The organism is Oscillospiraceae bacterium, assembly GCA_034925865.1.
GTDB lineage: Bacteria > Bacillota > Clostridia > Oscillospirales > SIG627 > SIG704.
This window is the reverse complement of record JAYFRN010000030.1, coordinates 43,402-66,622: the sequence shown is the minus strand read 5'-3', so window position 1 is coordinate 66,622 and position 23,221 is coordinate 43,402. Positions and strand designations below refer to the sequence as shown.

The 23,221-nt window shown below is 44.7% G+C and carries 21 protein-coding genes; 4 read left to right on the top strand and 17 right to left on the bottom strand.

Going from position 1 to position 23,221, the window contains the following annotated elements; all coding sequences use genetic code 11:
* Positions 1 to 441: 441 nt before the first annotated feature.
* Positions 442 to 1,314, bottom strand: a complete 873-nt coding sequence (locus VB118_11090; GenBank protein MEA4833144.1) for a hypothetical protein — start codon at positions 1,312 to 1,314, stop codon at positions 442 to 444.
* Positions 1,315 to 1,347: 33 nt separating this feature from the next.
* Positions 1,348 to 2,685 (bottom strand): nucleotidyltransferase family protein, encoded by a 1,338-nt coding sequence (locus VB118_11085; protein MEA4833143.1) that lies wholly within the window; start codon positions 2,683 to 2,685, stop codon positions 1,348 to 1,350.
* A gap of 105 nt (positions 2,686 to 2,790) precedes the next feature.
* Between VB118_11085 and VB118_11080 the strand changes: the two genes are divergently transcribed.
* A complete protein-coding gene (locus VB118_11080) occupies positions 2,791 to 4,032 on the top strand; it encodes an acetate kinase (GenBank protein MEA4833142.1) in 1,242 nt (413 codons plus the stop codon).
* A 292-nt stretch (positions 4,033 to 4,324) separates the two neighbouring features.
* On the opposite strand, the gene VB118_11075 is transcribed toward VB118_11080, so the two are convergent.
* The 8 genes from VB118_11075 to rimP form a co-directional block, all read right to left on the bottom strand.
* Complete coding sequence (locus VB118_11075; protein ID MEA4833141.1) at positions 4,325 to 4,948, bottom strand: Maf family protein; 624 nt, start codon at positions 4,946 to 4,948, stop codon at positions 4,325 to 4,327.
* A gap of 57 nt (positions 4,949 to 5,005) precedes the next feature.
* Entirely contained in the window at positions 5,006 to 6,031 is a 1,026-nt protein-coding gene (locus tag VB118_11070; GenBank protein ID MEA4833140.1) for a DHH family phosphoesterase, read from the bottom strand.
* Between the two features lie 6 nt (positions 6,032 to 6,037).
* Positions 6,038 to 6,436, bottom strand: a complete 399-nt coding sequence (rbfA, locus tag VB118_11065; GenBank protein ID MEA4833139.1) for a 30S ribosome-binding factor RbfA — start codon at positions 6,434 to 6,436, stop codon at positions 6,038 to 6,040.
* Between the two features lie 189 nt (positions 6,437 to 6,625).
* Positions 6,626 to 9,283, bottom strand: coding sequence for a translation initiation factor IF-2 (gene infB, locus VB118_11060; protein MEA4833138.1), 2,658 nt, complete (start codon positions 9,281 to 9,283; stop codon positions 6,626 to 6,628).
* Complete coding sequence (locus VB118_11055; GenBank protein ID MEA4833137.1) at positions 9,265 to 9,627, bottom strand: ribosomal L7Ae/L30e/S12e/Gadd45 family protein; 363 nt, start codon at positions 9,625 to 9,627, stop codon at positions 9,265 to 9,267. The genes infB and VB118_11055 overlap by 19 nt, the downstream gene beginning before the upstream one ends.
* On the bottom strand, positions 9,624 to 9,917 hold the full coding sequence (locus tag VB118_11050) for a YlxR family protein (GenBank protein ID MEA4833136.1): 294 nt from the start codon (positions 9,915 to 9,917) through the stop codon (positions 9,624 to 9,626). The genes VB118_11055 and VB118_11050 overlap by 4 nt, the downstream gene beginning before the upstream one ends.
* A 43-nt stretch (positions 9,918 to 9,960) precedes the next feature.
* Complete coding sequence (gene nusA / locus VB118_11045; GenBank protein MEA4833135.1) at positions 9,961 to 11,031, bottom strand: transcription termination factor NusA; 1,071 nt, start codon at positions 11,029 to 11,031, stop codon at positions 9,961 to 9,963.
* A complete protein-coding gene (gene rimP / locus VB118_11040) occupies positions 11,018 to 11,590 on the bottom strand; it encodes a ribosome maturation factor RimP (GenBank protein MEA4833134.1) in 573 nt (190 codons plus the stop codon). Before rimP ends, nusA begins: the two co-directional genes overlap by 14 nt.
* Before the next feature lie 375 nt (positions 11,591 to 11,965).
* Here rimP and VB118_11035 point away from each other — a divergent pair, with 375 nt between their 5' ends.
* A complete protein-coding gene (locus tag VB118_11035) occupies positions 11,966 to 12,361 on the top strand; it encodes a transcriptional repressor (protein MEA4833133.1) in 396 nt (131 codons plus the stop codon).
* Positions 12,362 to 12,397: 36 nt separating this feature from the next.
* Positions 12,398 to 12,931 carry a rubrerythrin family protein gene (locus tag VB118_11030; GenBank protein ID MEA4833132.1) on the top strand — a complete coding sequence of 178 codons (534 nt, stop codon included), beginning with the start codon at positions 12,398 to 12,400 and terminating at the stop codon, positions 12,929 to 12,931.
* A 251-nt stretch (positions 12,932 to 13,182) separates the two neighbouring features.
* On the opposite strand, the gene VB118_11025 is transcribed toward VB118_11030, so the two are convergent.
* The 3 genes from VB118_11025 to VB118_11015 all read right to left on the bottom strand — a co-directional run bounded on the left by VB118_11025 (position 13,183) and on the right by VB118_11015 (position 17,032).
* Entirely contained in the window at positions 13,183 to 14,577 is a 1,395-nt protein-coding gene (locus VB118_11025) for an NCS2 family permease (GenBank protein ID MEA4833131.1), read from the bottom strand.
* A 299-nt stretch (positions 14,578 to 14,876) separates the two neighbouring features.
* Entirely contained in the window at positions 14,877 to 15,767 is an 891-nt protein-coding gene (locus VB118_11020) for a hypothetical protein (GenBank protein MEA4833130.1), read from the bottom strand.
* A 728-nt stretch (positions 15,768 to 16,495) separates the two neighbouring features.
* On the bottom strand, positions 16,496 to 17,032 hold the full coding sequence (locus VB118_11015; protein MEA4833129.1) for a hypothetical protein: 537 nt from the start codon (positions 17,030 to 17,032) through the stop codon (positions 16,496 to 16,498).
* 151 nt (positions 17,033 to 17,183) lie between these two features.
* Between VB118_11015 and VB118_11010 the strand changes: the two genes are divergently transcribed.
* Positions 17,184 to 17,807 carry a superoxide dismutase gene (locus VB118_11010; protein ID MEA4833128.1) on the top strand — a complete coding sequence of 208 codons (624 nt, stop codon included), beginning with the start codon at positions 17,184 to 17,186 and terminating at the stop codon, positions 17,805 to 17,807.
* Between the two features lie 253 nt (positions 17,808 to 18,060).
* On the opposite strand, the gene VB118_11005 is transcribed toward VB118_11010, so the two are convergent.
* From VB118_11005 to VB118_10990, 4 genes are all read right to left on the bottom strand, one after another.
* Positions 18,061 to 19,824, bottom strand: a complete 1,764-nt coding sequence (locus VB118_11005; GenBank protein MEA4833127.1) for a glycoside hydrolase family 2 TIM barrel-domain containing protein — start codon at positions 19,822 to 19,824, stop codon at positions 18,061 to 18,063.
* 31 nt (positions 19,825 to 19,855) lie between these two features.
* The gene (locus VB118_11000; GenBank protein ID MEA4833126.1) at positions 19,856 to 20,890 is read right to left on the bottom strand and encodes a uroporphyrinogen decarboxylase family protein; all 1,035 of its coding nucleotides are present in this window, start codon (positions 20,888 to 20,890) and stop codon (positions 19,856 to 19,858) included.
* Between the two features lie 98 nt (positions 20,891 to 20,988).
* Complete coding sequence (locus tag VB118_10995) at positions 20,989 to 22,548, bottom strand: ASKHA domain-containing protein (protein MEA4833125.1); 1,560 nt, start codon at positions 22,546 to 22,548, stop codon at positions 20,989 to 20,991.
* Positions 22,548 to 23,189, bottom strand: a complete 642-nt coding sequence (locus tag VB118_10990; GenBank protein MEA4833124.1) for a corrinoid protein — start codon at positions 23,187 to 23,189, stop codon at positions 22,548 to 22,550. The genes VB118_10995 and VB118_10990 overlap by 1 nt, the downstream gene beginning before the upstream one ends.
* Positions 23,190 to 23,221: the final 32 nt, after the last annotated feature.

The window sequence follows — 23,221 nt, the reverse complement described above, 5'->3', positions numbered from 1 at the left end:
TCAGATTTCATCTTCCACCTTAAGTATATTCACAAAGTAAAAGTCAACAACTCATGGCTTACTTCCGAAATTTCCGGCAAAACCATTAAATTGCTGACTTCTCTTGATTTACATATTACTTAATTTGTTGAAAGTTAGGGTTTAAAAATATTTTCAAAAACTTTTAAATTTTTTTTACATACAGGAAAAAGCTTCATAATAAATATGTTCATATTACTATTGCCATAATATCACCAATGGCAACTTATGTCAACAACTATTTTGTTATATTCGGAGATTATAATATAATTATTTATTATATAACGGGAAATCAAGCTTTATAACGATTGCATATATACCCTATATAATAAACACAGTCAGCAATGCAAGGCATGAAAACAGCATCCCGAACCGCGATGCGGTTCGGGATGCTGTTTCACATAAGCAAATTGATATGCGTTCTTATTTTGAAAGGGTCCATATTTCGTTGTGGATTATTGATTCACCTTTTTTTAAGGTGTAAAGCGGAGACAGCGTTTCAAGTTCTGTAAAATCGGGGCAGGTATAAATTTCACACGAGCATCCGAAATCGGGATATTCGGCATCGGCGATAAACGGCGAAGCTTTCTCGAATATAGTTTTATCAGGCGCGTAATAACGGCAGAGGCCGCAAAGATTGGTCGCGCCGAGCTTGAACGGCTCTTTATTTTTATCAAAGCCCACTGAAATATTTCCGCCTGACAGAGAAAGGCGCGGATCGTCAAGCGAAGCGTAAGGCCACATTGCGATGGCGCGGTTAGGAAGAAGCCCGGATTTTATCTCCGGCGCGGGAATTTCGGCGCGGCCGCCCGGCGCCATAACAGAAAGCGCCCATGCCGTTATTTTCTTTTGCTCATCAAGCGTATTTTCAATTCTGTGAGATACGAGAATGGAGTTTTCGTTTTTCTCATATCCGAATTTCAGTGAAATATCGAGCTTCATACCAGTTACACGCTGTGTTCTCTGCGAAAGCGACAGGGTATTGCCGTTTATATTATATTCAATTTGATCGTTGTCCGGATAATATGTGACAGGCATTATTTCCGGAGAAGCCCAAAGCCTGTGACCACCGTAAAGTCTCCAGAATGAATCTTTGCCGAACACAGCTTTGAATACATCGCCGTCCTGATGAGTTTTAAAATCCACATCATTGTAGAAAACATTCTGCCCGCCGCCGAGCTTCAAGGATAATATACGCGGTCCAAGAGCAAGCCCGGAAATCAGCTCTACCGCGCCAAATTTAACGAAAAGGCATTTGCCGTATACAGAGTATTCGGAAATTTTATATTCCAGCATATAGATGATCTCCTGATTGATAATCTTTAATTTTCATTTTACGAAAGGTCCGCATTTTGTGAAGTAATCGCCGACCAGCGATCCTTTGCAGGCGAGCGTATATGTAGAATCAGCGTTGAACGCGCGTACGGCTTGAAAGGATACATTCGGATCTTTTGATCTCAACGCATGAGCCGGCTTGGTAAACACATGAAGCCCTTCGGCCTTTTTAATGGAGTGCAGAATTTTTCTGCCTGTGATATCGGCGGCGAGAACAACGGTGTATGACGGAGTTTCATTGACGACGCGGCGTGATATGTTAAGCAATACTGACAACACAGCTCTGCGAACACGCGACTCTGTGAATCTTTTTGAACGCGTCTCATCGATCAGTTCTTTAACTGTCGAACAGGAATGCGCATTCTTAATAATAAGGTACTCCAGCGAATCGCAGGAATATACTTCTTTCAGCTTATCCGGCGTCTGAGTTCTTGCCGTGAATAAGATGAGTTTGTCAAGCGAGTCGGCAAAGGTCGGAAATAAACCTTTTTTATAGGCCTCGTCCAATATGGGAAGTGTCTCTGCCGGAACGAATCTTGATATGATATCAGAACAATTTTTCCCGTCTCCGCCGGAAAGCTCCGCAGATGAAAGCAGGTGCCTTATATAAGTTGCCGATGATATACCCTCATCAGGGGATAGAGAATAATAATCGGGTCCGCTTCTTGCATGGACTGCCGGCATTATGACAGAGCCGGAGTTAATGATCGCTTTGCAGTATTCGATTGCAAGAATGTTATTTGGCTTTTTCATCATATCAAAGCTTTTTCCTGTTATCAGTTCCGCGGCGAGCTGCCGAACGGCCGGATATGACAAAGAAGGGTTTTTCTCAAGCTCACTATGTAGCACTTCTTTAAATAATGGTGAAATCAGAATTTTAGCACATTCCATCAAATGCTCGGAATCATCGTTTTCCGCTCCGAACACAAGAGTGTCAACGCCCGGAATTCTGTTTAAAATCGATATGCCTGCCGCGGCGAAGCCTTCGGCCGACATCATTGAAAACGGAAAAGGCAGCTCCAATACAAGATTGGCTCCGCATTCGGCGGCGCATTTGGCGCGCGTATATTTATCTGCCACGGCTACCTCGGCCCGCTGAACGAAATTGCCGCTCATCAGGCATAAAATGGCTTTGTCCGGAAACAGCTCCCTTATCTTTTTGATCTGCAGCATGTGTCCGTTGTGGAATGGATTATATTCGCATATTATGGCAGCTGTATTGATAAATTTACCTCCGCAATTTAAAATATTGATGCTATAAATAATAAAAAAGTATTGCAATAGTATTCGGATTATAGTATAATAACCGGTGGTCGTCAAAAAAGCAGACATATCGACGGCATATTTTCTATAATTATACATTATAATAACAGGAATTGCAATAATAATCATAAACTGTAATTATAATTAACAATCAACATTTTCCGGAGGTTCACAATGAAAATTCTTGTGGTTAATGCGGGAAGCTCGTCTCTGAAATACCAGCTTTTCGACATGAGTATCAAAGACATCATAGCGAAAGGTATATGCGAGCGTATCAGCGGCGAGAAAAAAGGCAGTGATGCCACAATAACGCATACCACTATCGGTAAGGATAAGATCAAAAAAGATTATCCGATGCCATCTCACAAAGAAGCCATGCAGGCCGTCATAGAAATGCTTCTTGATAAAGAAATTGGCTGCATATCATCGATGGATGACATATCCGCCGTCGGACACCGAATAGTCCATGGCGGTCCGTACTTCAAGGAATCGGTGCTTGTGGACGCAAATGTTATCGAAGATCTTAACAAGTGTATTGATCTCGCGCCGCTTCACACGCTCCCTCATCTTCAGGGAATCGCCGGCTGCACATCGGTAATGCCCAAAACGCCGCAGGTGGTGGTTTTTGACACCGCATTCCATTCCACTATGCCGGAAGAAGCGTTCATGTATTCGATACCTTATTCGATGTATGAAAATTATAAGATCCGCCGTTACGGCTTTCACGGTACGAGCCACAGATATGTTTCCAAAAAGGCATATGATTTTCTGAAGCTCGATCCCAATAATTCTAAAATTATCACCTGCCATATCGGCAACGGCTCTTCAATAACCGCGATAAAAAACGGCAAGGTCATTGACACAAGCATGGGCTTTACTCCTCTTGAAGGAATTATGATGGGTACTCGCTGCGGATCAATGGATCCAGCCATAGTTCCGTTCATCATGAAAAAAGAAGGCTATACGCCTGATGAGATGAATGATTTCATGAACAAAAAATGCGGAGTTCTCGGTGTGTCAGAAATATCCAGCGACCTCAGAGACATCGAAGCCGCGATTATAAGCAAAAACGAACGCGCCATGCTCACCGCAAGGATAATGTCATATGGAATCAAGAAGTATATCGGCGCATACACCGCCGCGATGAACGGTCTTGACGCCGTCATATTTACCGCAGGCGTCGGAGAGAACACGCCGGTTATCCGCTTCCTCGCAATGTCCGATCTCGATTGCTTCGGCATAGTGATTGACTCTGATATAAACGTCATAACCACGCATAAACCAAACGAGGTTATAATATCAAAGCCTGAATCCAAGGTTCCTGTCGTTGTCATACCGACAAACGAAGAGCTTGTCATAGCCGAAGAAACTCAAGATGTTGTCGGATCTAAAAGAAAGTATATCCGTAAATTCTGATCTGACTTATAAAAAAGGCGTGATACGGTCGTTTTCGAGAAAAGCTCCGTAAAAGTTTTCAGATAATAAAAACAAAAATCACCGGAACGGCAAACATAAAATGCCTGCTCCGGTGAAGCTTTTTATTCTGTATGTATAGCTTAAACTTCAATGCTCTATACAAAAAGCCCATCTGATTGAATTGAATACATAAGTCAATAGCTTTCAGAAATTTTACCAATATAAACGCCCTGTAATATAATTTAAATACCTTTATGGTTATCATATATGAAGTTTCTTGCCAGGCTTCTTTTCAAAGAAGCCGCGTATCCCCCGCCTGCAGAGCATTTTCACTTTTTTGCTTGAATTTCTTCAGCATTTCTCCTAACAGATAAAGCGGCAGACCAATCACATTGTTATAATCGCCGTCGATATGACGTACAAACAGCGCCGCGCCGTCCTGTATGCCGTACGCGCCGGCTTTATCGTAGGGCGGGAAATTATCTATATATTCGTTGATCTCATCGTCAGTCAGCTCGCGGAAAAATACATCAGTCTTCTCATAGCGAATATCTTTTAATATTGTGTTTGTATTTCCGTAAAAAGAAAGTAGAGCAACTCCTGTGTATACGGAATGGCGGGAACCGGAAAGCGAGCGGAGAACGGAAAAAGCTTCCGCACGATCGCGCGGCTTGCCGATGATTCTTGAGTTTTGATATACAATTGTATCCGCGCCGAGGATAATCCGGTTTACGTCATTATATTCAGATAAAACCGCTGCGGCTTTTCGTTCTGCAAGCGTCATTACTGCGTTTTCCGGCGAAATTGAATCCGGCAGAGCTTCATTTACATCTGATTTGACGATTGTAAATTTAATCCCGCAGCTTTCAAGGAGTTCCTTTCGTCTGGGCGAAGCGGAAGCGAGAATCAGCTTCATATTTGCTTTTTTCCTTTATTGCCGTTAAATAATAGCTTTGTTTGTTGTGCTTCGGCGTCAAACCGAAGCGTTCTTGCTGTTCATTGTCTTTACTGCCGCCGATTCAAGCAGATCAATAATTTCGTCCGGAGCTCCGGAGAGCGAACAACCGGCCGCGGCGTCATGTCCCCCGCCCGAAAAGCAGGCGCACAGCTCGGCCGCGTTAATACCGCCGAAGGCCGCAGTGTAATCCGTCCTGACTGAAACCTTGAATTCGCCGGACGGCTGTTGTTTTAAAACGAACGCGGCGCGCACGCCCTCTATCTGACGCAGCATAGAAACAACGCCCTCAAGCTCAATATCGGTTATCGAGAGCCTGGCACGCTCGGAGCTGTCGAAGACAGAAAATACAAGAGCGCCGTTAATGCGGAAAATAGCGTTTTCTACTGCGTAGGATTCGATTTTGATCTTTTTAAAAGACTTTGTCTCAAAATGAATTTTATTTATTTCGTAAAACGATCCGCCCGGAGCGAATTCGCACAGCTCGGCAGCGCATAAAAAGGATGAGGCTCGGGTGTTGGCATATCTGAAACAGCCGGTATCGGTTGCGATAGCGGTATAAATAGCGGCGGCCGAATATTCATCGAAACCTATTCCGCAATTTTTATACAAATCGAATATTATTTCTCCAGCGGCTGCTTTTTCTGATAAAACCAGCTTATGTGTGCATGAAAACGAATTGCACTTATGATGATCGATCACGAAGGATAAGAGTAATTCGAATTCATTTTCGTGGGAAAAACCGTCGGGAAGCTTTGATAAGCGAGAAAATCCTGTGGTGTCGGTAGTTATGAAATGCTCCGGCGCAAATAAACCGCCGTAACGGTCCGAATTCCATGCGTCGGAGAGATATGCATATTTATGATCAGGCGTTTCGGTGAAATAAAGCGCTTTTTTTCCTGACAATCTGAGCAGGTATGTAAGCGCGCAAGCGCTTCCGACCGCGTCGCCGTCCGGATTTAGGTGTGAAAGGACATATATGCGGTCAAACGTCGGATCGGAAAGAGATGCTTTGAACGCGTCGTAAAAATCGTTTTGTACCATATTGTGTTATTGTTTCAGATCATCGGAATCGGTATTTCCGGTGATCTTGTTTTCCGAGGTCACATTATCGGATTCGATCTTTTTCAATATGCGAGCGATATTCGCACCATGTTCCGCGGATATGTCATGAAAAAACGAGAGATCGGGCGTCATGCGGAGATTAAGCCTTGCGGCAAGCTCGCGTCTCATGAAGCCCTTGGCGCTGTCAAGCCCTTTTCTAATTGTCTCGGGATCTCCCGTGATACAGCCAAAGTAAACCTTTGCCTGTTTGAGGTCGCGGGTTACGTCGGCAGCGTTAATCGTGACAAGGCTGTCCGTTATTCTGGGATCCTTGACGTCGCGCAGAATGTCGTTTAATTCATGTGCGACGCTCTCGTTAATTCGTCCGGCTCTGTAATTTGCCATTATAATCAACTCCGTTCCAACCGGTCTTACCGGAATCAAGCCGCTAGGTTGGAGTAAGTATGCGGCTTTTCCTGATGGTTATCATTAAACGGAAATTAAATGATCCTTGTTTTTATAAGAGAAAATGCCCATATACCGGAGCGTTTTCTATATTTAAGCGGTAATTATTTAATTGCCGAGTTAATAATATTATTTTGCAATCTCTTCCATAATGAAGGCTTCGAGTATATCGCCTTCTTTTATGTCGCTGAAACGCTCGAGAGCGATACCGCATTCATATCCTGTGGCAACTTCCTTCGCGTCGTCTTTAAAGCGTCTGAGTGAGGAAATTTTATCTTCGAAAATTACTATATTGTCACGCAGAACGCGGATTTGCGCGTTTCGTGTCACTTTTCCGTCAAGGACATAGCTGCCCGCGATTATACCGATATTCGGAACGCGGATCGTCTGTCTGACTTCCGCTCTTCCTATAACATTTTCGACGAATTTCGGAGCAAGCAGGCCTTTCATTGCGGCTTCGATTTCTCCTATGCATTCGTATATAATACGATATGTGCGCAAATCTACGCTGTCGCGTGAAGCCAAGTCAGATGCGTTTTTATCCGGTCTAACATTAAAACCAACGATAATCGCGTTTGAGGCGCTCGCGAGCATGACATCGGATTCGGTTATACCGCCGACTCCGCTGTGTATCACATGGACTCTGACCTCATCGTTGGATATCTTTTCAAGTGATGCTTTGACTGCTTCCGCGGAGCCTTGAACGTCGGCTTTTACGATAATGTTCAGCTCCTTTATCCCTTCCTTTATCTGGTTGAAGAGATCGTTAAGCGAAACCTTCGCGTTGGAGCGGAATTCGTCTTCTTTCTTTTCGGCGCGGCGCTGATCAGCCAGCGTGCGTGCCATTCTTTCATCTTCTACTGCGTTTACAATATCTCCTGCGTTGGGGACTTCGGAAAGTCCGAGAATTTCGACCGGAACCGAAGGCCCTGCTTCAGATATCGTTGCGCCCTTATCGTCGAGCATAGCGCGTACTTTGCCTACCGTGCTGCCCGCTATAATTATGTCTCCGTTGTGAAGCGTGCCGTTTTGTATGAGCATTGTGGCAACCGGTCCTCTGCCCTTATCAAGCTTTGCTTCTATAACGACGCCTTTTGCCAACCTGTTGGGATTGGCTTTAAGCTCCGCCATTTCCGCAACAAGCAAGATCGATTCGAGCAGCTTGTCAATGCCCATTTTTGTAACAGCAGAGACCGGAACGCAAATCACATCGCCTCCCCATTCTTCTGGAACGAGGTCATACTTTGTGAGCTCCTGCATAACAGCATCGGGGTTTGCGCCGCGTTTATCCATTTTATTTATGGCGACTATTATTGATACTCCGGCCGCTTTAGCGTGGTTTATCGCCTCAATGGTTTGCGGCATTATACCATCGTCAGCGGCAACCACAAGTACGGCGATATCGGTCACCTGGGCGCCGCGGGCACGCATTGAGGTAAACGCGGCATGTCCGGGAGTGTCGAGGAAGGTGATTTCCTTGCCGTTGATTTTAACGCGGTATGCGCCTATATGCTGAGTTATGCCTCCGGCTTCGCCTTCAGTTACGTTGGTGTGACGGATGGCATCGAGCAGGCTTGTTTTGCCGTGGTCAACATGTCCCATAACAACTACGACCGGGCTTCTCGGAATGAGCTTTTCGCTCTTATCTTCGCTCGTATCGATAAGTTTTTCTTCAATTGTTACAATATGTTCCTTTTCTGCGGTGACTCCGTACTCGTCTGCGATGATCTGAGCCGTTTCAAAATCTATAGCCGAATTCAGATTTGCCATAAAACCGCCGGAAATGAGCTTTTTTAAGACATCACCGGTTTTAATTCTGAGCTCTCTGGCAAGATCGCTGACCGAAAGCTCTTCCGGAAGATGAATGACGGATGGAGCTTTTGCGCGGACAGGCTCCTGACGACGTGTGTTCTTTGCGGGCTTGCCTTTTTTAAATCCAGGCCTCTGCCCGGGCCGGTTCTGAGAAGAGCGGCGAGAATGGGCAGCATTACTATCTTCATGTCCTCCCGCTATATCATATATTCTCTCATCGTATTTTGATAAATCGACGTCATTTGATCTGGTATCGATAATACGAAGGTCTCTTTTTGCCGTGACTACAGTTGTGGGAGTGCCGGGCGCGGGGATAATCGGCGCTATACGGTGGTTATCCGACGGTTTCTTGTTTTCTTTTTTCTGCTCTGCTGCTTTTTTTACATCTGTTGGTCTGACGAAGCGATCAGGTGATTGCTTTATGCTGCGGCGGCTGTTGTCGGTATATGGCACTGAAGCTGCTCCCTTTTGCGTTTTAGGAAATTCATTCTGACGGTTTGGATGATCCTGGAGTTTACGCGTATTCTGCTGCGGCAAATGTTGAATCTGCTGCGACTGTTTTTCACTTTTCAGCTGCAAAGCCGCTTTTTCAGCTGCGGCCTTATCTGCGGCAGCTTTTTCCGCCGCAGCTCTGTCTGCTTCCGCTTTATCCGCGACAGCTTTTTCCGCCGCCGCTTTTTCTTCGGCGACTTTATCCGCTTCGGCTTTTTCTGCGGCCGCGGCTTTTTCAGCGCGGGCGCGTTCGGCGGCCGGTGAGGTTATATAAAGCTCACCCTTGAGATACTTATCTATATCAGGTATCTGGGTCTTTTTCGAATACCAATCGAGGATCACGTTTACGTCTTTTTCGTCAAGTGAAGCCGAGGTGGTCTTGACGATGCCGGTCTGATCCTTCAATACGGTTATGATGTCCTTCGGCTTTGCCTGCAGATCCTTTGCAAGCGCGCCGACTTTTATTATTCTTTCTTCTGACATGAGATCCCTCCGTTATTTGCCGATCGATTCTCCGATTCAACCAGCTTTAAAAACTCTCGCCGCGTTATCGATATTGCCGCCGTCGGACGAACAAGTCCGATAGCGGTTGATATTTCGTCCATTGTGAATTCGGATATTCGCACTTCTGTTTTATAATAAGCGCACGCGTCAAGCATACGTTTTGCGGTGCGTTCAGAGACGTCTGAAGCTATAAGTACAAGCGCGGATTTTCCGCTTTTGACGCTTTTTTCCGACAGCTCGGTTCCCGCTACAAGCGCTCCCGCCTTTTTAATAAGTCCGAGCGCGGAAAGCTTTCGCGCGTTCTGTGAATTTAATTGTATCAAGCCTTGGCTTCGCCCTCCGTTGTTTCGGCCGTTTCGGCCATTTCTTTTTCAAGCGCCCCATAAACTTCGTCGGGTATTTCACATGATAGCGAATGCTCTAGACGCTTTGTCTTCCTTGCTTTTGCCAGACATTTCAGATCGTGACAAACATATGCTCCGCGCCCGGGTTTTTTACCTTTGAAATCGAGCGATATTTCGCCCTCAGGCGAACGCACGACGCGGATTAATTCCTTTTTGGGCTTTGATTCGCCGCATCCAGTGCATCTGCGCTCCGGAATCTTTTTTTGCATCGTCCGGTTCACCCCTTTATATAATTATTTATATATTAGTTTATCAGGCGTTTTCTGTTTCATCCGCCTCTTGTTCATCGACAAAGCCATCCGGCTTGATGTCGATTTTGTAACCGGTAAGCTTTGCGGCGAGCCTTGCGTTCTGACCTTCTTTTCCTATCGCAAGTGAAAGCTGATCCGAGCTGACAGTGACACGGCATGATCTTTCTCCGATCATCTTTACCGAAAGCACTGAAGCGGGCGAAAGCGCCGCCTTTATATATTCCTCCGGCTTTTCGGAATATTTTACTATGTCAATCTTTTCGCCGGCAAGCTCGTTCAATATATTATTTTTGCGCATTCCGCGCACTCCTATGCATGAGCCTATCGGATCGACATCGTCATCTCGGGAATATACTGCGATTTTTGATCTGCTTCCTGCTTCACGCGCTATCGATTGGATGATAACCGTGCCGTCGCGTATTTCTGGAACCTCGATTTCGAATATTCGCTTGACCAGCCCGGGATGAGTTCTGGAAAGGATTACGATCGGACCGCGGGTTTCCTTTTTAACTTCCATAACGAAAACTTTGACATGATCGCCGACACGGAAACGGTCGGTGGGCATCTGCTCCGATTTCATCAGGGTGGCCTGGTTCTTTCCAAGTTCGAGTATCACGTTTCCTGTGACCGGCTCTATTATCTGGACGACGCCGGTTACGACATCTTCCTTTTTGCTTTCATATTCTTTTATCATCATTCCGCGTTCTGCCTCTCTTATGGCCTGAATGATGACCATTTTTGCAGTCTGAGCGGGAATACGGCCGAAATTTTTGGGCTTTATTTCAAATTCAATTATATCGCCCAGCTCCGCTTTCTTATTTGTCTTATGAGCTTCATCAAGCGATATTTCATTTTTGTCATCCGTTACTTCTTCGACAACGGTGCGTTGGCTATACATTTTAATTGTTTTTTTCTCCATATCAAGAGAAACTCTCACATTACTGTGTCCATCTGTATCTTTTTTATATGCGGTCAGGAGCGCCGCCTCGACTTTTTCGAGCATATAGCCCTTCGGTATGCCCTTTTCCTTTTCCAACGCCTCGAGTGCGTCAAAAAATTCATTGCTGATCATTTTGCTTATCGTTCCTTTCAATTATTTCAGCGTTCGCTTCATTTTCATTATATACACTGCGAATATATGCGCAGGATCTTTTCAAAATTCGAAGCTCTTTTTTATCGCATCCCGTTTCGGCGCTTTTATTCAGTCCTGCATCGATGGTGACCGAAAGCTCCTCATCTCTGTATCCGTTTAATATACCGGATATAGATTTGTCTCCGGATTCAAGTGCGGTAAAAAAGCCGAGTTTTATTTCTTTTCCTATATATGCGCGTATGTGGTCATCCGTTTTAAGCTCGCGTTCGAGTCCGGCCGATGAAACCTCGAGATAATAGCTGTCAGGAACAGGATCATTTTCATCGAGAATCGGGTCAATCTGCTTTGTTACCTTTTCGCAGTCGGAAAGCGAAATACCTTCCGGGCTGTCGATGGTAACGGTCAGATTATAATATGCGCCTTCCTTGTAATATTCCACATCCCAGAGAATATATCCGAGAGAAGAAATCTTATCCTTGATAAGAGCTTTGACCGTGTCCGCAATTCGGACGGAATGCTGTGTCTGTTTTTGTGACATCTTAAGCTTCCTTAATACCACAAAAAAGAGTGGCGAACCACTCTTTTAATTTCATCATATTCGTTTGTATCATTGTAACACATTCTAAAACATAATGCAATAGCAATTTTAAAAAATCTATAAATTTAAAATAATCATAACCGGTATATTGTTACCGAAGACAACAATCTGCAGCATACATTCAGCGGAGTTGATTTTCGCTGTTATTTTTTCAATCATATTTCCACTGTAAATTCAGCCGTGGAACTTACTTTGGGAACTATGAAATTAAGATTTTTATGAATGAGCTGCGAATCTACTGTTTCAGGTATTGACAAGGCATCAAAGCTGTGATATACTGTTATCAGTAATTGATATCAATAAGGAAATATTATCATGAACAAGCGCACAACCATTCAAAAGGTTCTGATACTCGAAGCAGTGAGATCAATGTGCGACCATCCCACAGCAGATGAAGTTTATAATGCGGTGTCAACAAAATGTCCTAATGTCAGCAAAGCAACCGTATATCGGAATCTGAAGCTGCTTTCCGGCGAAGGGGATATCCTGCGGGTTGCCGTTGTGCACGGCCCTGATATATTCGACCGCAATGTGTCTCCGCATTTCCATTTTAAATGTGTTTGCTGCGGGAAAGTATCGGACTTTAATATAATATGTGCGAACGAGCTGTCAATTCCGGAGAAATATCCCGCCGGATATGATGTGACAGGATATGAAATGATCTTTTTCGGACGGTGCCCAAATTGTGCCGGAGCAAGAAAAAATCAATAAATAATGTTGCCTATAAAACATAAAAGGAGAAATATTATGGAACTCAAAGGATCAAAAACAGAAAAAAACCTCGCCGCCGCTTTTGCCGGCGAATCGCAGGCTCGCAACAAATATACTTATTTTGCTTCCGCAGCAAGAAAAGAAGGCTATGAACAGATAGCGGCAATTTTTGAAGCTACTGCCAATAACGAAAAAGAACATGCAAAACTCTGGTTAAAAGCGCTGGACGGGATTGGCGATACGGCCGCAAATCTTGCCGCCGCTGCCGAAGGCGAAAACTATGAATGGACCGATATGTACGAAGGCTTTGCGAGGGATGCCGAAGAAGAAGGCTTCAAGGCTCTTGCCGCTCAGTTCCGCGGAGTCGCTAAAATTGAAAAATCCCATGAAGAGCGTTACCGCGCTTTACTTAACAATATACAGATGAAAGCTGTTTTTGAAAAATCAGGAGAAACGATGTGGGAATGCCGCAACTGCGGGCATCTCGTAATGGGCAAAAAAGCGCCTGAGGTATGCCCGGTATGCAAACATCCACAGAGTTACTTTGAAGTTCGTAAAGAGAATTACTGATATCTCTTTATTTACTGATATCTGCTTTAGGCGTGGATGTTTTACATCCACAGAGTTACTTTGAAGTTCGTAAAGAGAATTACTGATATCTCTTTATTTACTGATATCTGCTTCTGGTGTGGATGTTTCACATCCACAAAGTTTCTTTGAAGTCCGCAAAGAGAATTACTGATATCTCTAATTAATACAAACAGGGAGATTGCGTAAAGCAATCTCCCCTTTATTACTTGTATCTGTGTCGAAGACGCTATTTATAGATTTTTAAGAATATACATCGCGATAAAGATAACGGAAAGAATATACATAAGAACAGGTATTTCCTTGAATTTTCCGCGAACCATCTTAATTATTGTATATGAAATAAAGCCGAATCCGATACCGTCCGAAATGCTGTATGCAAAAGGCATGATAGCAATCGTCAGGAAAGCCGGAATCGCTATTTCAATATCGCCCCAATCGACCTTTGCCGCACTCTTGAGCATAAGAACGCCGACAATGATAAGTGCCGGAGCAGTTGCCGCGCCGGGAATAATACCGGCAATCGGATAAAGGAATATACCGAGAAGGAACAGAACTCCGACAATCACGGATGAAAGCCCCGTTCTTGCGCCTTCGGATATACCGGCGGAGGATTCCACATAGGTGGTAACGGTGGATGTACCGAGGCAGGCCCCGACGCAGGTTGCGGCAGCATCAGCGATGAGCGCTCTGTCGCCTCCCGGGAGATTGCCATTCTTATCAAGCATTCCAGCGTTGCCCGCAGTGCCGATAAGCGTTCCTACTGTGTCAAACATATCAACTACAAGGAAGCTGATTATGGCGGTAATCAATGAAAGCACTCCATGCCCGAAAAGCCCAGCGAAATCGAATTTGAAAGCAACCTTGCTTATATCGCCTATGGCATTAAAGTTGAATGAATCAGCCGTCGGGAGAGACGTAACGCCGAGCGGGAGGGCAATAACCGTAGTAGCGATAATTCCGATGAATATTGCGCCCTTTACCTTCCATGCCATAAGAGCGGCAATGATAATTACGCCCATTATAGTGAGAAGAGCCGCTTTGTTCCATACTGAGCCGGTAACATTTCCCGCTTCATCAAGAACATTAAGCTTGAAATTGAGCCCGGTGATATGGAGATCGCCATCAAGCTTTATTATACCCTTTCCGGAATTAATGAGTCCGATAAAGGCGATGAAAAGCCCGATTCCTGCGCCAATGGCCGATTTAAGTCCGGCGGGAATCGACGCGATAATTTTGCTGCGAAGAGGAGAAACCGAGATGATGAGAAAAAGAATGCCGGAAATAAGAACGATTGTCAATGCCTGCTGCCATGTATATCCCATAACAACGCAACATGTCCAGGTGAAGAATGCGTTAAGCCCCATACCGGGTGCCTGAGCAAACGGAACATTGGCTAAGAACGCGGTAAGAAAACAGCCCAGAGCAGAGGCAATACAAGTCGCCACCATAACGCCGGCAGCATAACTCGCATCCATCGCGCCCGAAATACTTGCCGCGAAATCGTTGCAAAGCTGGCTCGGGTTGACAAATATTATGTAAGCCATTGCGAAGAAAGTGGTAAGCCCGCCGATGATTTCTCTTCGGTAATTCGAACCGTGTTCGGAAATCTTAAAGAATTTGTCCATAAGATAGCTTTCCTCCATTAATGAATCATGAATAAAATATGTACCAATTATACACATAATATCATAAAATATCAATAGTAAGTTTCAACTTTTTTCATTTTATTATAATAAATGACATATATCAAAAAAAATTCTTATAATTTACAAAGTATTCTCATAAATGTCGGATACATTAATATATAGTTTTACGGTCGAGTTATCGGATATAAAACCGGTTTATTAACCTTTCACAAGCAAAAAAAGCCGCCGGTTAAGTGGCGGCCGGCGGCGAAGCAGAAATCATCGATTAAAAGAATTCTTTATTTTTTCATTTCGGCTGTAACGCGTGAAGAACAAAGTGTCTGCGCGTTCGCAGGCGTTGCATTGGTAGAGGGATAAAAATCCGAAATTGGGAAGTTAAGTGAACGGAAGAGGGTGCACGGATCGCTGTATTCGGATATTACATCACAGATTTTTTCAGGTATACAGAGATCGCAAGCCGGTATAACGAGTTGTGACGGGCGCTCCACTCTAACAACCGAAAACATACCGAGTGTGATATACGCATTTTTATGCGGTTCGCATTTTGAACAGAAGCTGCCGTTGAAGCAGGAACATACGGAAGCCGGAATCGATTCAAGGTTTACCGGGCATGTACCATATGGATTATTTAATCCGTCTACAACAACAAGCTTCAATGCCACAGGATCTGCAGCTTCGACAATTACGCGCGGCAGATTCGTTGTAACATTCACTCCATAATCAGGAGCTGTGCAGAATTGCTGGTAAATATCAGATTGGAATATAGATATATTGCTCTCTCCGCCGTAAAGAATGACTGTTTTGTCGAAAATCGCAAGTCCCTGTATTTCCTGTGCATTTCCAAACCCCAGGCAGCATTCGAGAACCAAATAGAAATAATATCTGATATCAATCTGAAAATATCCGTGGTTGAACGCCATTTCTTCTGTCGATATCTGCGTCCAAAGGATGCGGCACGATTTTACTCTGACTGCGTTTGCGTTGTTGAGGATCTCCTGTCCTACATCGGTAACGAAAACCCGAAGATCTTCAATGCATTCCTGGGCGCGACATGAATCGTATATGCGATATGTATCGATACAGCACGCTCCGCTGTCATTTCTGCATAAAACGTCGTCGGCGTCCCTGTCGTTACCGCAACCCGATGCGGCACGAGTTTTATCTATCATAAAGGCTCCTTTTCCCGGGAGACTTAAAAATATATTAGTTGTGCTTCGTTTGTCTCCCGTGAACGAAGCACCGGCACGCGCAACGGCGCTTATACCGTTGCATGTGATAATCATGCGGCGGTCAATAGTATGATATGCTGTTATGAGAAAAATGTTTACGAAAAGAACCGCGCAACGATCACTCGCAGCGCGGTTTTATTTTAATTTTTTTAATACAAGCTTAAATAACAGTCTTTTTTGAATGGCCGCTTTATCCTGGCATTACGCCGTTAGCAATGTATTATACGAGCATAGAATCTTATAGAATTTTTCATTTCCTCTGACATGTATTAATTATTAAAATGGTAATTAATTAATTCTTGTATACACCTTTTTCGGCTATGACTTTTTCGCTGGTTTGTCCGGCAGCAGGAAATGAATCGGTATTTTGTCCCTTCAGATCGGTAGGATCGGCGCATCCGCTTAAAACAAAACATGTTATTAAAATGCTGAAAAGAACGCCAGTACATAAGCGTAAGGACAAATGAAATCTGTCGTAAACTTTCATAATACCTATCTTATAAAATAATCATATAAGGAATTATATTCCTTTACTTCCTCATTATATTATTTATTATAGATTTTGTCAACACTAAATATTTATTTCGAATTTATGAGCTTTTTATCCTTACTGCATGAACTAATGCCGATGATTTCCACATCCTTCATTTCCGCCTTGCAAGCCGCATTCATAAAAAGAAATAAAACACCCCCGCAGCAAAGGAGCCCAAAAGATCGCAAAGCATATCCATGTTTGTGTCCTTTAATCCCTTTTGGTTTTTCAATACATTGCCTCTGTCATGTGACGCCTCGGACAATTCAAATACAGATCCGAGCGTCATCCCCGCGGTAAACACGAATAAAGCTTGAAATATTTTTGATTCACCGGTCGTAATTATTCCAGTGACCATAAAATACGCAAGCAACGCAAAAGAAAATGATCCGAATGCATGCAGATACCGGTCAAATACCTTTGATTTTATATACCACCCCAGGTAATGCCCGAAAAATCCGCTTATAAACACCGTGAGCATCGTAAGAACAATGATAAATGTCGGAACCGGTAAATCAAATATCCATATGGCAATAAAAGCAATCAAATAAAAAACATAAGATGAAAGAGCCGATTCCGCATATGGCTTTTCGCCTCTCTTATATACTCCCACAACAGCAAAAATGGTTAATGCGGAAATTATTGCAAAGATTATGGTTATCCACAATGGCATATAAATCACCTTATCCTTTATTTTTATATATATTTAATTCTTACAGCTTTATTTTATACGAAGCCTTGATTTTTATTCATAAAGTATTAAACGAATACAACGGAAAGCTCCTGCATATCCTTATATAAAAACAATAATGTGAGGTGTGCCTGTGGAAAACGAGTATTATCCTTTTATAAATTTACCGCTGCCGTATGAATACGGCTCGCTCGAACCATACATAGACGAAAAAACCATGATGCTTCATCACGACAAGCATCTGCAAACCTATATAAACAATCTTAACGCCGCGCTTATCGGCAATCCTTATCTGCAGAAGCTGTCGCTTGAGCAGCTGATTATGAACGCGTCACGCTTGCCAAAGGAACTCCAAAACGCGGTGCGGAACAACGCGGGCGGCGTTTACAATCATCGCTTTTATTTTAACCTGCTCAAAAAAACGTCTGAAGAAAAGCCATACGGCAAGCTGGCCGAAGCAATTGATAAAAGCTTTGGCAGCTATAATAAATTCATGGATGCGTTTACAAAAGCAGCTATGTCGGTTTTCGGTTCAGGTTATGCCTGGCTGGTTTCAGATCGCGGAGTACTTAAAATCGTCACAACGCCTAATCAAAATTCTCCCGTTCAGAACAAACTTTGCCCAATACTTGCAATAGATGTATGGGAGCATGCATATTATTTGAAGCATTACAATGTCCGCGCGGATTATATCAAAGACTGGTTCAATGTGATCAACTGGAATCAGGCGGAGCGTAATTATAGAAATTGTATATAAAATATATTTTACGAAAAGAAAGCTGCCGCGAAGCAATGCTCCGCGGCAGCCATTTTAATTACAATTTATTACTTATTGCGTTATGTGGTCACTTTTAGAAAACAGATCTGAAAAAGCTTTCGGTTATATTCATTACAAAATTATTTATAATCAAGCAAATTTCTTTGAACATAAATATGAAGTTTCTTGCCAGGCTTCTTCTCAAAGAAGCCGCGTTTCTTTGCCGCGTTTCTTTGCCGCATATATTTGCCTCTTATTTTTCAGTGCTGTCTTGTTTCTTTTCAAGCTCAGCGGGATAAGTATTCGCCTCACGGATCTTCTTATATGTTTCGTCAGAAAATTTGGGTTTTCTGTCGTAAGAGTAAAGCCCGTTCTGCTCCTGCTCGACATCGGTGAGCTGAGTATAACAAAAGCCGCAGATGTTTTCTTGCTTTAAGAGCGTCGTGGTAAGACCGTAATACCTTTCAGCCAGCTCCTCTTCGGATTTTGGCGCGTTGCCGTATCCCCATCCGTCCTTTCTTCCGGGCGCCCACCAGGTTCCGCCGTATTCGCTTATCCAATACGGCTGGCCGCAGGAATACTGACGGGAAGCAAGCGGATCATATATTTTACCGGGCTCTATCCTTCCGTATCTTTCAGCCCAAACATCAATTCTTTGCTCATAATCGTGAATATCGTAAAAATCCGTATCCTCGGTATGATATCCGCCGCTTACATCGATTACCGGACGCGTTTTATCAATCGCGCGCGTCTGATGATATACGAGCGAAATCATCTCCTTGTCCTGGGCTCTGTGATTGTTATCCCATGTTTCGTTGAAAGGACACCAGCCAATTATTGAAGGGTGGTTATAATCCCGTTCAAGCGCCTCAGTCCATTCAGAGAGAAAATATTTGATATTCTCCGGATATGAGAGATCAAAGCCCCAGTTTGCGTGTTCTCCCCATACTATATATCCGAGCTTGTCCGCCCAATAGAGAAATCTTTCCTCAAATATTTTTTCATGCAGTCGCGCTCCGTTGAAACCGAGCGACATGGAAAGCTCTATATCGTGTCTGAGCGCGTCATCGGTCGGCGCGGTGTATATGCCGTCGGGATAAAATCCCTGGTCGAGCACGGTGCGCATGAAGACCTTTTTATCGTTAATATTCAAGGCGCCGTTTTTTACTGACACCGTCCGGAATCCGAAATATGAGGTTATTTCGTCGCATATCTTTCCCGATGCTTTCATCGTGTATTTCACATCATAAAGCTCTGGCTTCCCCGGCTCCCAGAGCTTCGGTGAATCGATGCGGGCGCATAACAGATTGGCTCCGTATGAAAGCGCGGTCTCAGTTTTCGTTACGGATTCGCCATTATAGAATATCTCGGCGGATACCGAAGCTTCTTGCTCCGTTCCAGCTGTTATTGCTTCAAAATAAACGGCTCCGTTTTTATAATCGGTTGTTATATCCACGCGTTTTATGTAATATTTTGGGACGAATTCAAGCCATACAGTCTGCCATATCCCAGTCGTGCGAGTATACGAGCAGCCGGCGGAACGGAAGCTTTGGCTTTGTTTTCCGGAAGGCTGAGCTCCGCTGCGCGTATCGTCGCGGGCACGGAGGGTGATGACATTCTCTCCTTCTCGTACAAAAGCGGTAATATCGTATTCAAAAGATGAATATCCGCCTCGATGCGTGCCTATAACATGACCGTTGACTGCCGTAGTTGCTTCGTAATCGACTGCGCCGAAATGCAGCATTACCCTGCCTTTTAGCTGTTCCTTCTTAAGTGTGAACACGCGTCTATACCAAACCGCGTCCATAAAATCCTTGTATCCAATTCCCGACAGCTCCGATTCCGGACAAAACGGCACTATGATCTTTTTGGAATAATGACAGTCGGGATTAAACATTCCGCGCTGTTCTCCTGAATTGCTGAAATCGAATTCAAAATCCCACTCGCCGTTCAGATTTTCAAATTCCAGACGGTAAAATTGCGGACGGGGATGTTCCGATCTGGGTATATTTGTCATAACTCTCCTCATTATAAGGCGTTTTGCGTCTTTAAATTTTATATTCCTTTATTGTTTCTATCATGGCGCGTATGTTTTCTTCCGGTACGTCGCGCGGTATCATTTCGCCGCTGTTCGCTATGTATCCAGGTGAACGCGCCCCGGCATCGAGTATGCGCTTCGTTTCCGCTCGTACCTGCGCCCGGGTGCCATATAGCAGAGTGCCAATCGGATCGACATTTCCGCATATACAGCCCTTGTCAAGCAAATCGCAGACGGCTTTCGCCTTCGATATTTCTATTCCGGGTCCGGCGCTGACAACATCGACTCCTGTCAGAATCATATTTTTTATATATTCAGGATCGTGTTCACTCGCGTGGTAAATCGAATATCCCCCCGCATCCCTGATTGCGTCAGCAGCGGCTTTTGCGCCGGAGAAAGCAAATTCTTTATAAAAATCAAGCGATATCAAGTGTCCGGAGGCGTTGCAGTCACCGACCCAGAGCGCATCCGCGCCGGCTTCTATCTGAGCTATGGCAAAACCGCAGACAAGCTCCTCACAGAATTTCTCTGTGGCTTTGAATAGCTCCGGATCGTCATATAACATTATAAGCGATTCGCTCATGCCATATAAAAGCGTTACGGCAGAAAACGGAGCGGGTATTCTGCCTACAACTACAACACTTTCTCCGAGAGCGTCTTTTACGCGTTTAATCGCGTCCAGCAGAACCGGCATTCTGCCGTCTTTTTTAAACTTGGGAAGCTTCAGAGAGCTAAGCGTATCCCAGTTCGCCGGGCGATAATCGCAGGTGGCGGGAAGTATGTTTCCCTTGCCCTTTACGCCTACCCCAAGCACCTCGAATTCAATGCAATCGTCGACCTGAAGCCATGCCCAGTCATAATCGAATCTCTTTACGGCGTCAATCTGAGTTTGAGCCATGATCTTTGAGTCGGAATTATAATCACAGTAGAGATTCCCGCTCATTCGGACGTCGAATTCCTCGCTGCAGGCAAAAGCCGGTATTTTATCCGGTTTTACGCGTGAAATACACTTTTTGAAATCATCAAGCACGGTTTTATACGCCATAAATGCCTCCGATTCGTTTTGTTATATTTTGTCTCTGTTATTCATTATTAAAACGGCAATTAAATAATCCTTGTTGCCGAATTAATAAAAATTTTTGTTTAATATGTTTCTTCATACGTCATGTTCTGTATGAATTTATCCGTAAATAAAGCTTGCTTTGCCAGGTCGATATATCTTGCTCCCTTGCAGATACGCGCAAGCGCCTGGCTTTCCGACGGCAATTCACCCGAAAGCAGCGAGAAAAGTGTTCCTGACAGTGCCGAATTTGATACAGGTATGAGCTTTTTGGCGAGCTTTTTCGGGAAAAGTCCTACTTCGCAGGCGTTACTTATGTTAATTGCCGATGAAAAGCCTCCGGCGACATATACATTGCGTATGCTGTCAAAGCAAGCGCCCTTAATATTTATCAAAACCTCCGTCGCTGCGCGGACAGCGGATTTTGCGAGCGAAAACTCGCGGATATCGCGCTGAGATATGTAAACTCCGGGAGCGATATCGTATCTTTCGCTTCCCTCGAAGGCTCCGGTTTCGTCTATCAACCCCTCGCGAAGCAGAAATGCCACGGCGTCGATCAAGCCCGTGCCGCATATTCCTCCGGGCTCGGCTTTTCCTATCGTTTCATACCGTGTTTTTCCGTTTGAAAGGCAAAACGAGCATACCGCTCCTGTTACGGCCGGCATGCCGCATTCTATATTCGCACCTTCAAAGCACGGACCAGCGGCCGCCGCCGAAGCAACGCATTCATTTGCATCGAAAACCGCTATTTCGGCATTTGTACCGAGATCTATCAGTATATCGTACTTGCCGTCCGGGGGATATCCGAATTTACATGTTACAGAATATATGCCCGCTACGATATCCGCGCCGACAAACGCGGAAATACCCGGAAGAGACCGGCAAAAGCCCGGCAGCTTTATTCCGATATCCGCGCACAGAATGTTTTTTGAATTAATAAAAAAAGGATTATAAGGCGCGACGCCCATAGATGTACAATTTATGCCAAACAGTATATGCAGCATCGTCATATTGCCGCATACATAAATACCGTTTGTTTCGGACTCCGGCACATCATACTTGGCGGCTGCTTTTTTTACCAGTCCGTTGATTTCTGATATTATTAATGAATTAAGCTCGTTCAAGCCGCCGCGCGAGCAATACTCGATACGGCTCATCACATCCGCGCCAAAAGCTTTCTGCGGGTTTTCAGCGCAAAACACCTCTATGGTTTTCTTTTTTGCGTTGTCTACAAGCGCCAGCGCGAGTGAAGTAGTGCCTATATCCAGCGCAAACGAGACGCCGTGCCCCGAGTACAGGAAAGTCTCGTCAGTTCCCTTTTCGACAGCCATTTCTCCCGATCGTATGATTTCGGATATTTCTATCGTCATCATATTTTCCGCTCTCAACATGCAGGCAAGGCGCACGCCTCTTTTAAGCTCGTCATCGGATATCATGGCGAGATCTCTTTCACTTGGAGACGGCACGCAGCCGGAAACCAATACCCGGCATTTCCCGCAACTGCCCCTGCCGCCGCATGGCGCATAAGCGCCGAGCTTTGCGATATACGGCATGATTGCCTCTCCGCGCGAAAGCGTTAAAAGCTTTTCGCCATATACCGGATGTATCAGCTTTACCGTGACATTTTCCGGTTCGCTCTTCATCAGAAGCTCTTTAAAAGCTCAATCGCTTTTTGGGCGGCGGACGCGGCGTCAGGAGAATAAGCATCCGCTCCGATTTCATCCGCAAAGCCCTGAGTCACCGGCGCCCCGCCGACCATAACCTTTACTTTATCCCGTAAACCGGCTGTTTTAAGGTCATCTATAATTTTTTTCTGTGACATCATCGTGGTGGTCAGAAGCGCGGAAAGACAAACAAGCTTTGCTCCGCTTTCCTTTACCGCTTCGATTATCCTGTCACTTCCTACGTCAACGCCGAGATCGATACATTCGATTCCCGCGCCCTCCATCATCATTTTTACAAGGTTTTTGCCGATATCGTGGCAGTCGCCCTCTACGGTGCAAATGACTGCCTTGCCGACAGGCTCTACTCCGGCCTTGATCAGCTCGGGACGCAAAACCGCAAGAGCGGAATTCATCGCGCGCGCCGCAATAAGCACCTCCGGAACGTGGATTTCGTTCTTCTTGAATTTATCTCCGACCTCGCTCATCGCGGAGATCATGCCATCTGTTAAAATAGTCTGCGGATCTATTCCTTCGGAAAGAGCTTTTGTGACAAGCTCCCCGACTTGCTTTGCTCTGCCTCTTTGTATCAAGGCCGAAAGCTCGATAAGTGTCTGCTGCATTTGCTGTTCCTCCGGTTGTTTTTATATTTCTT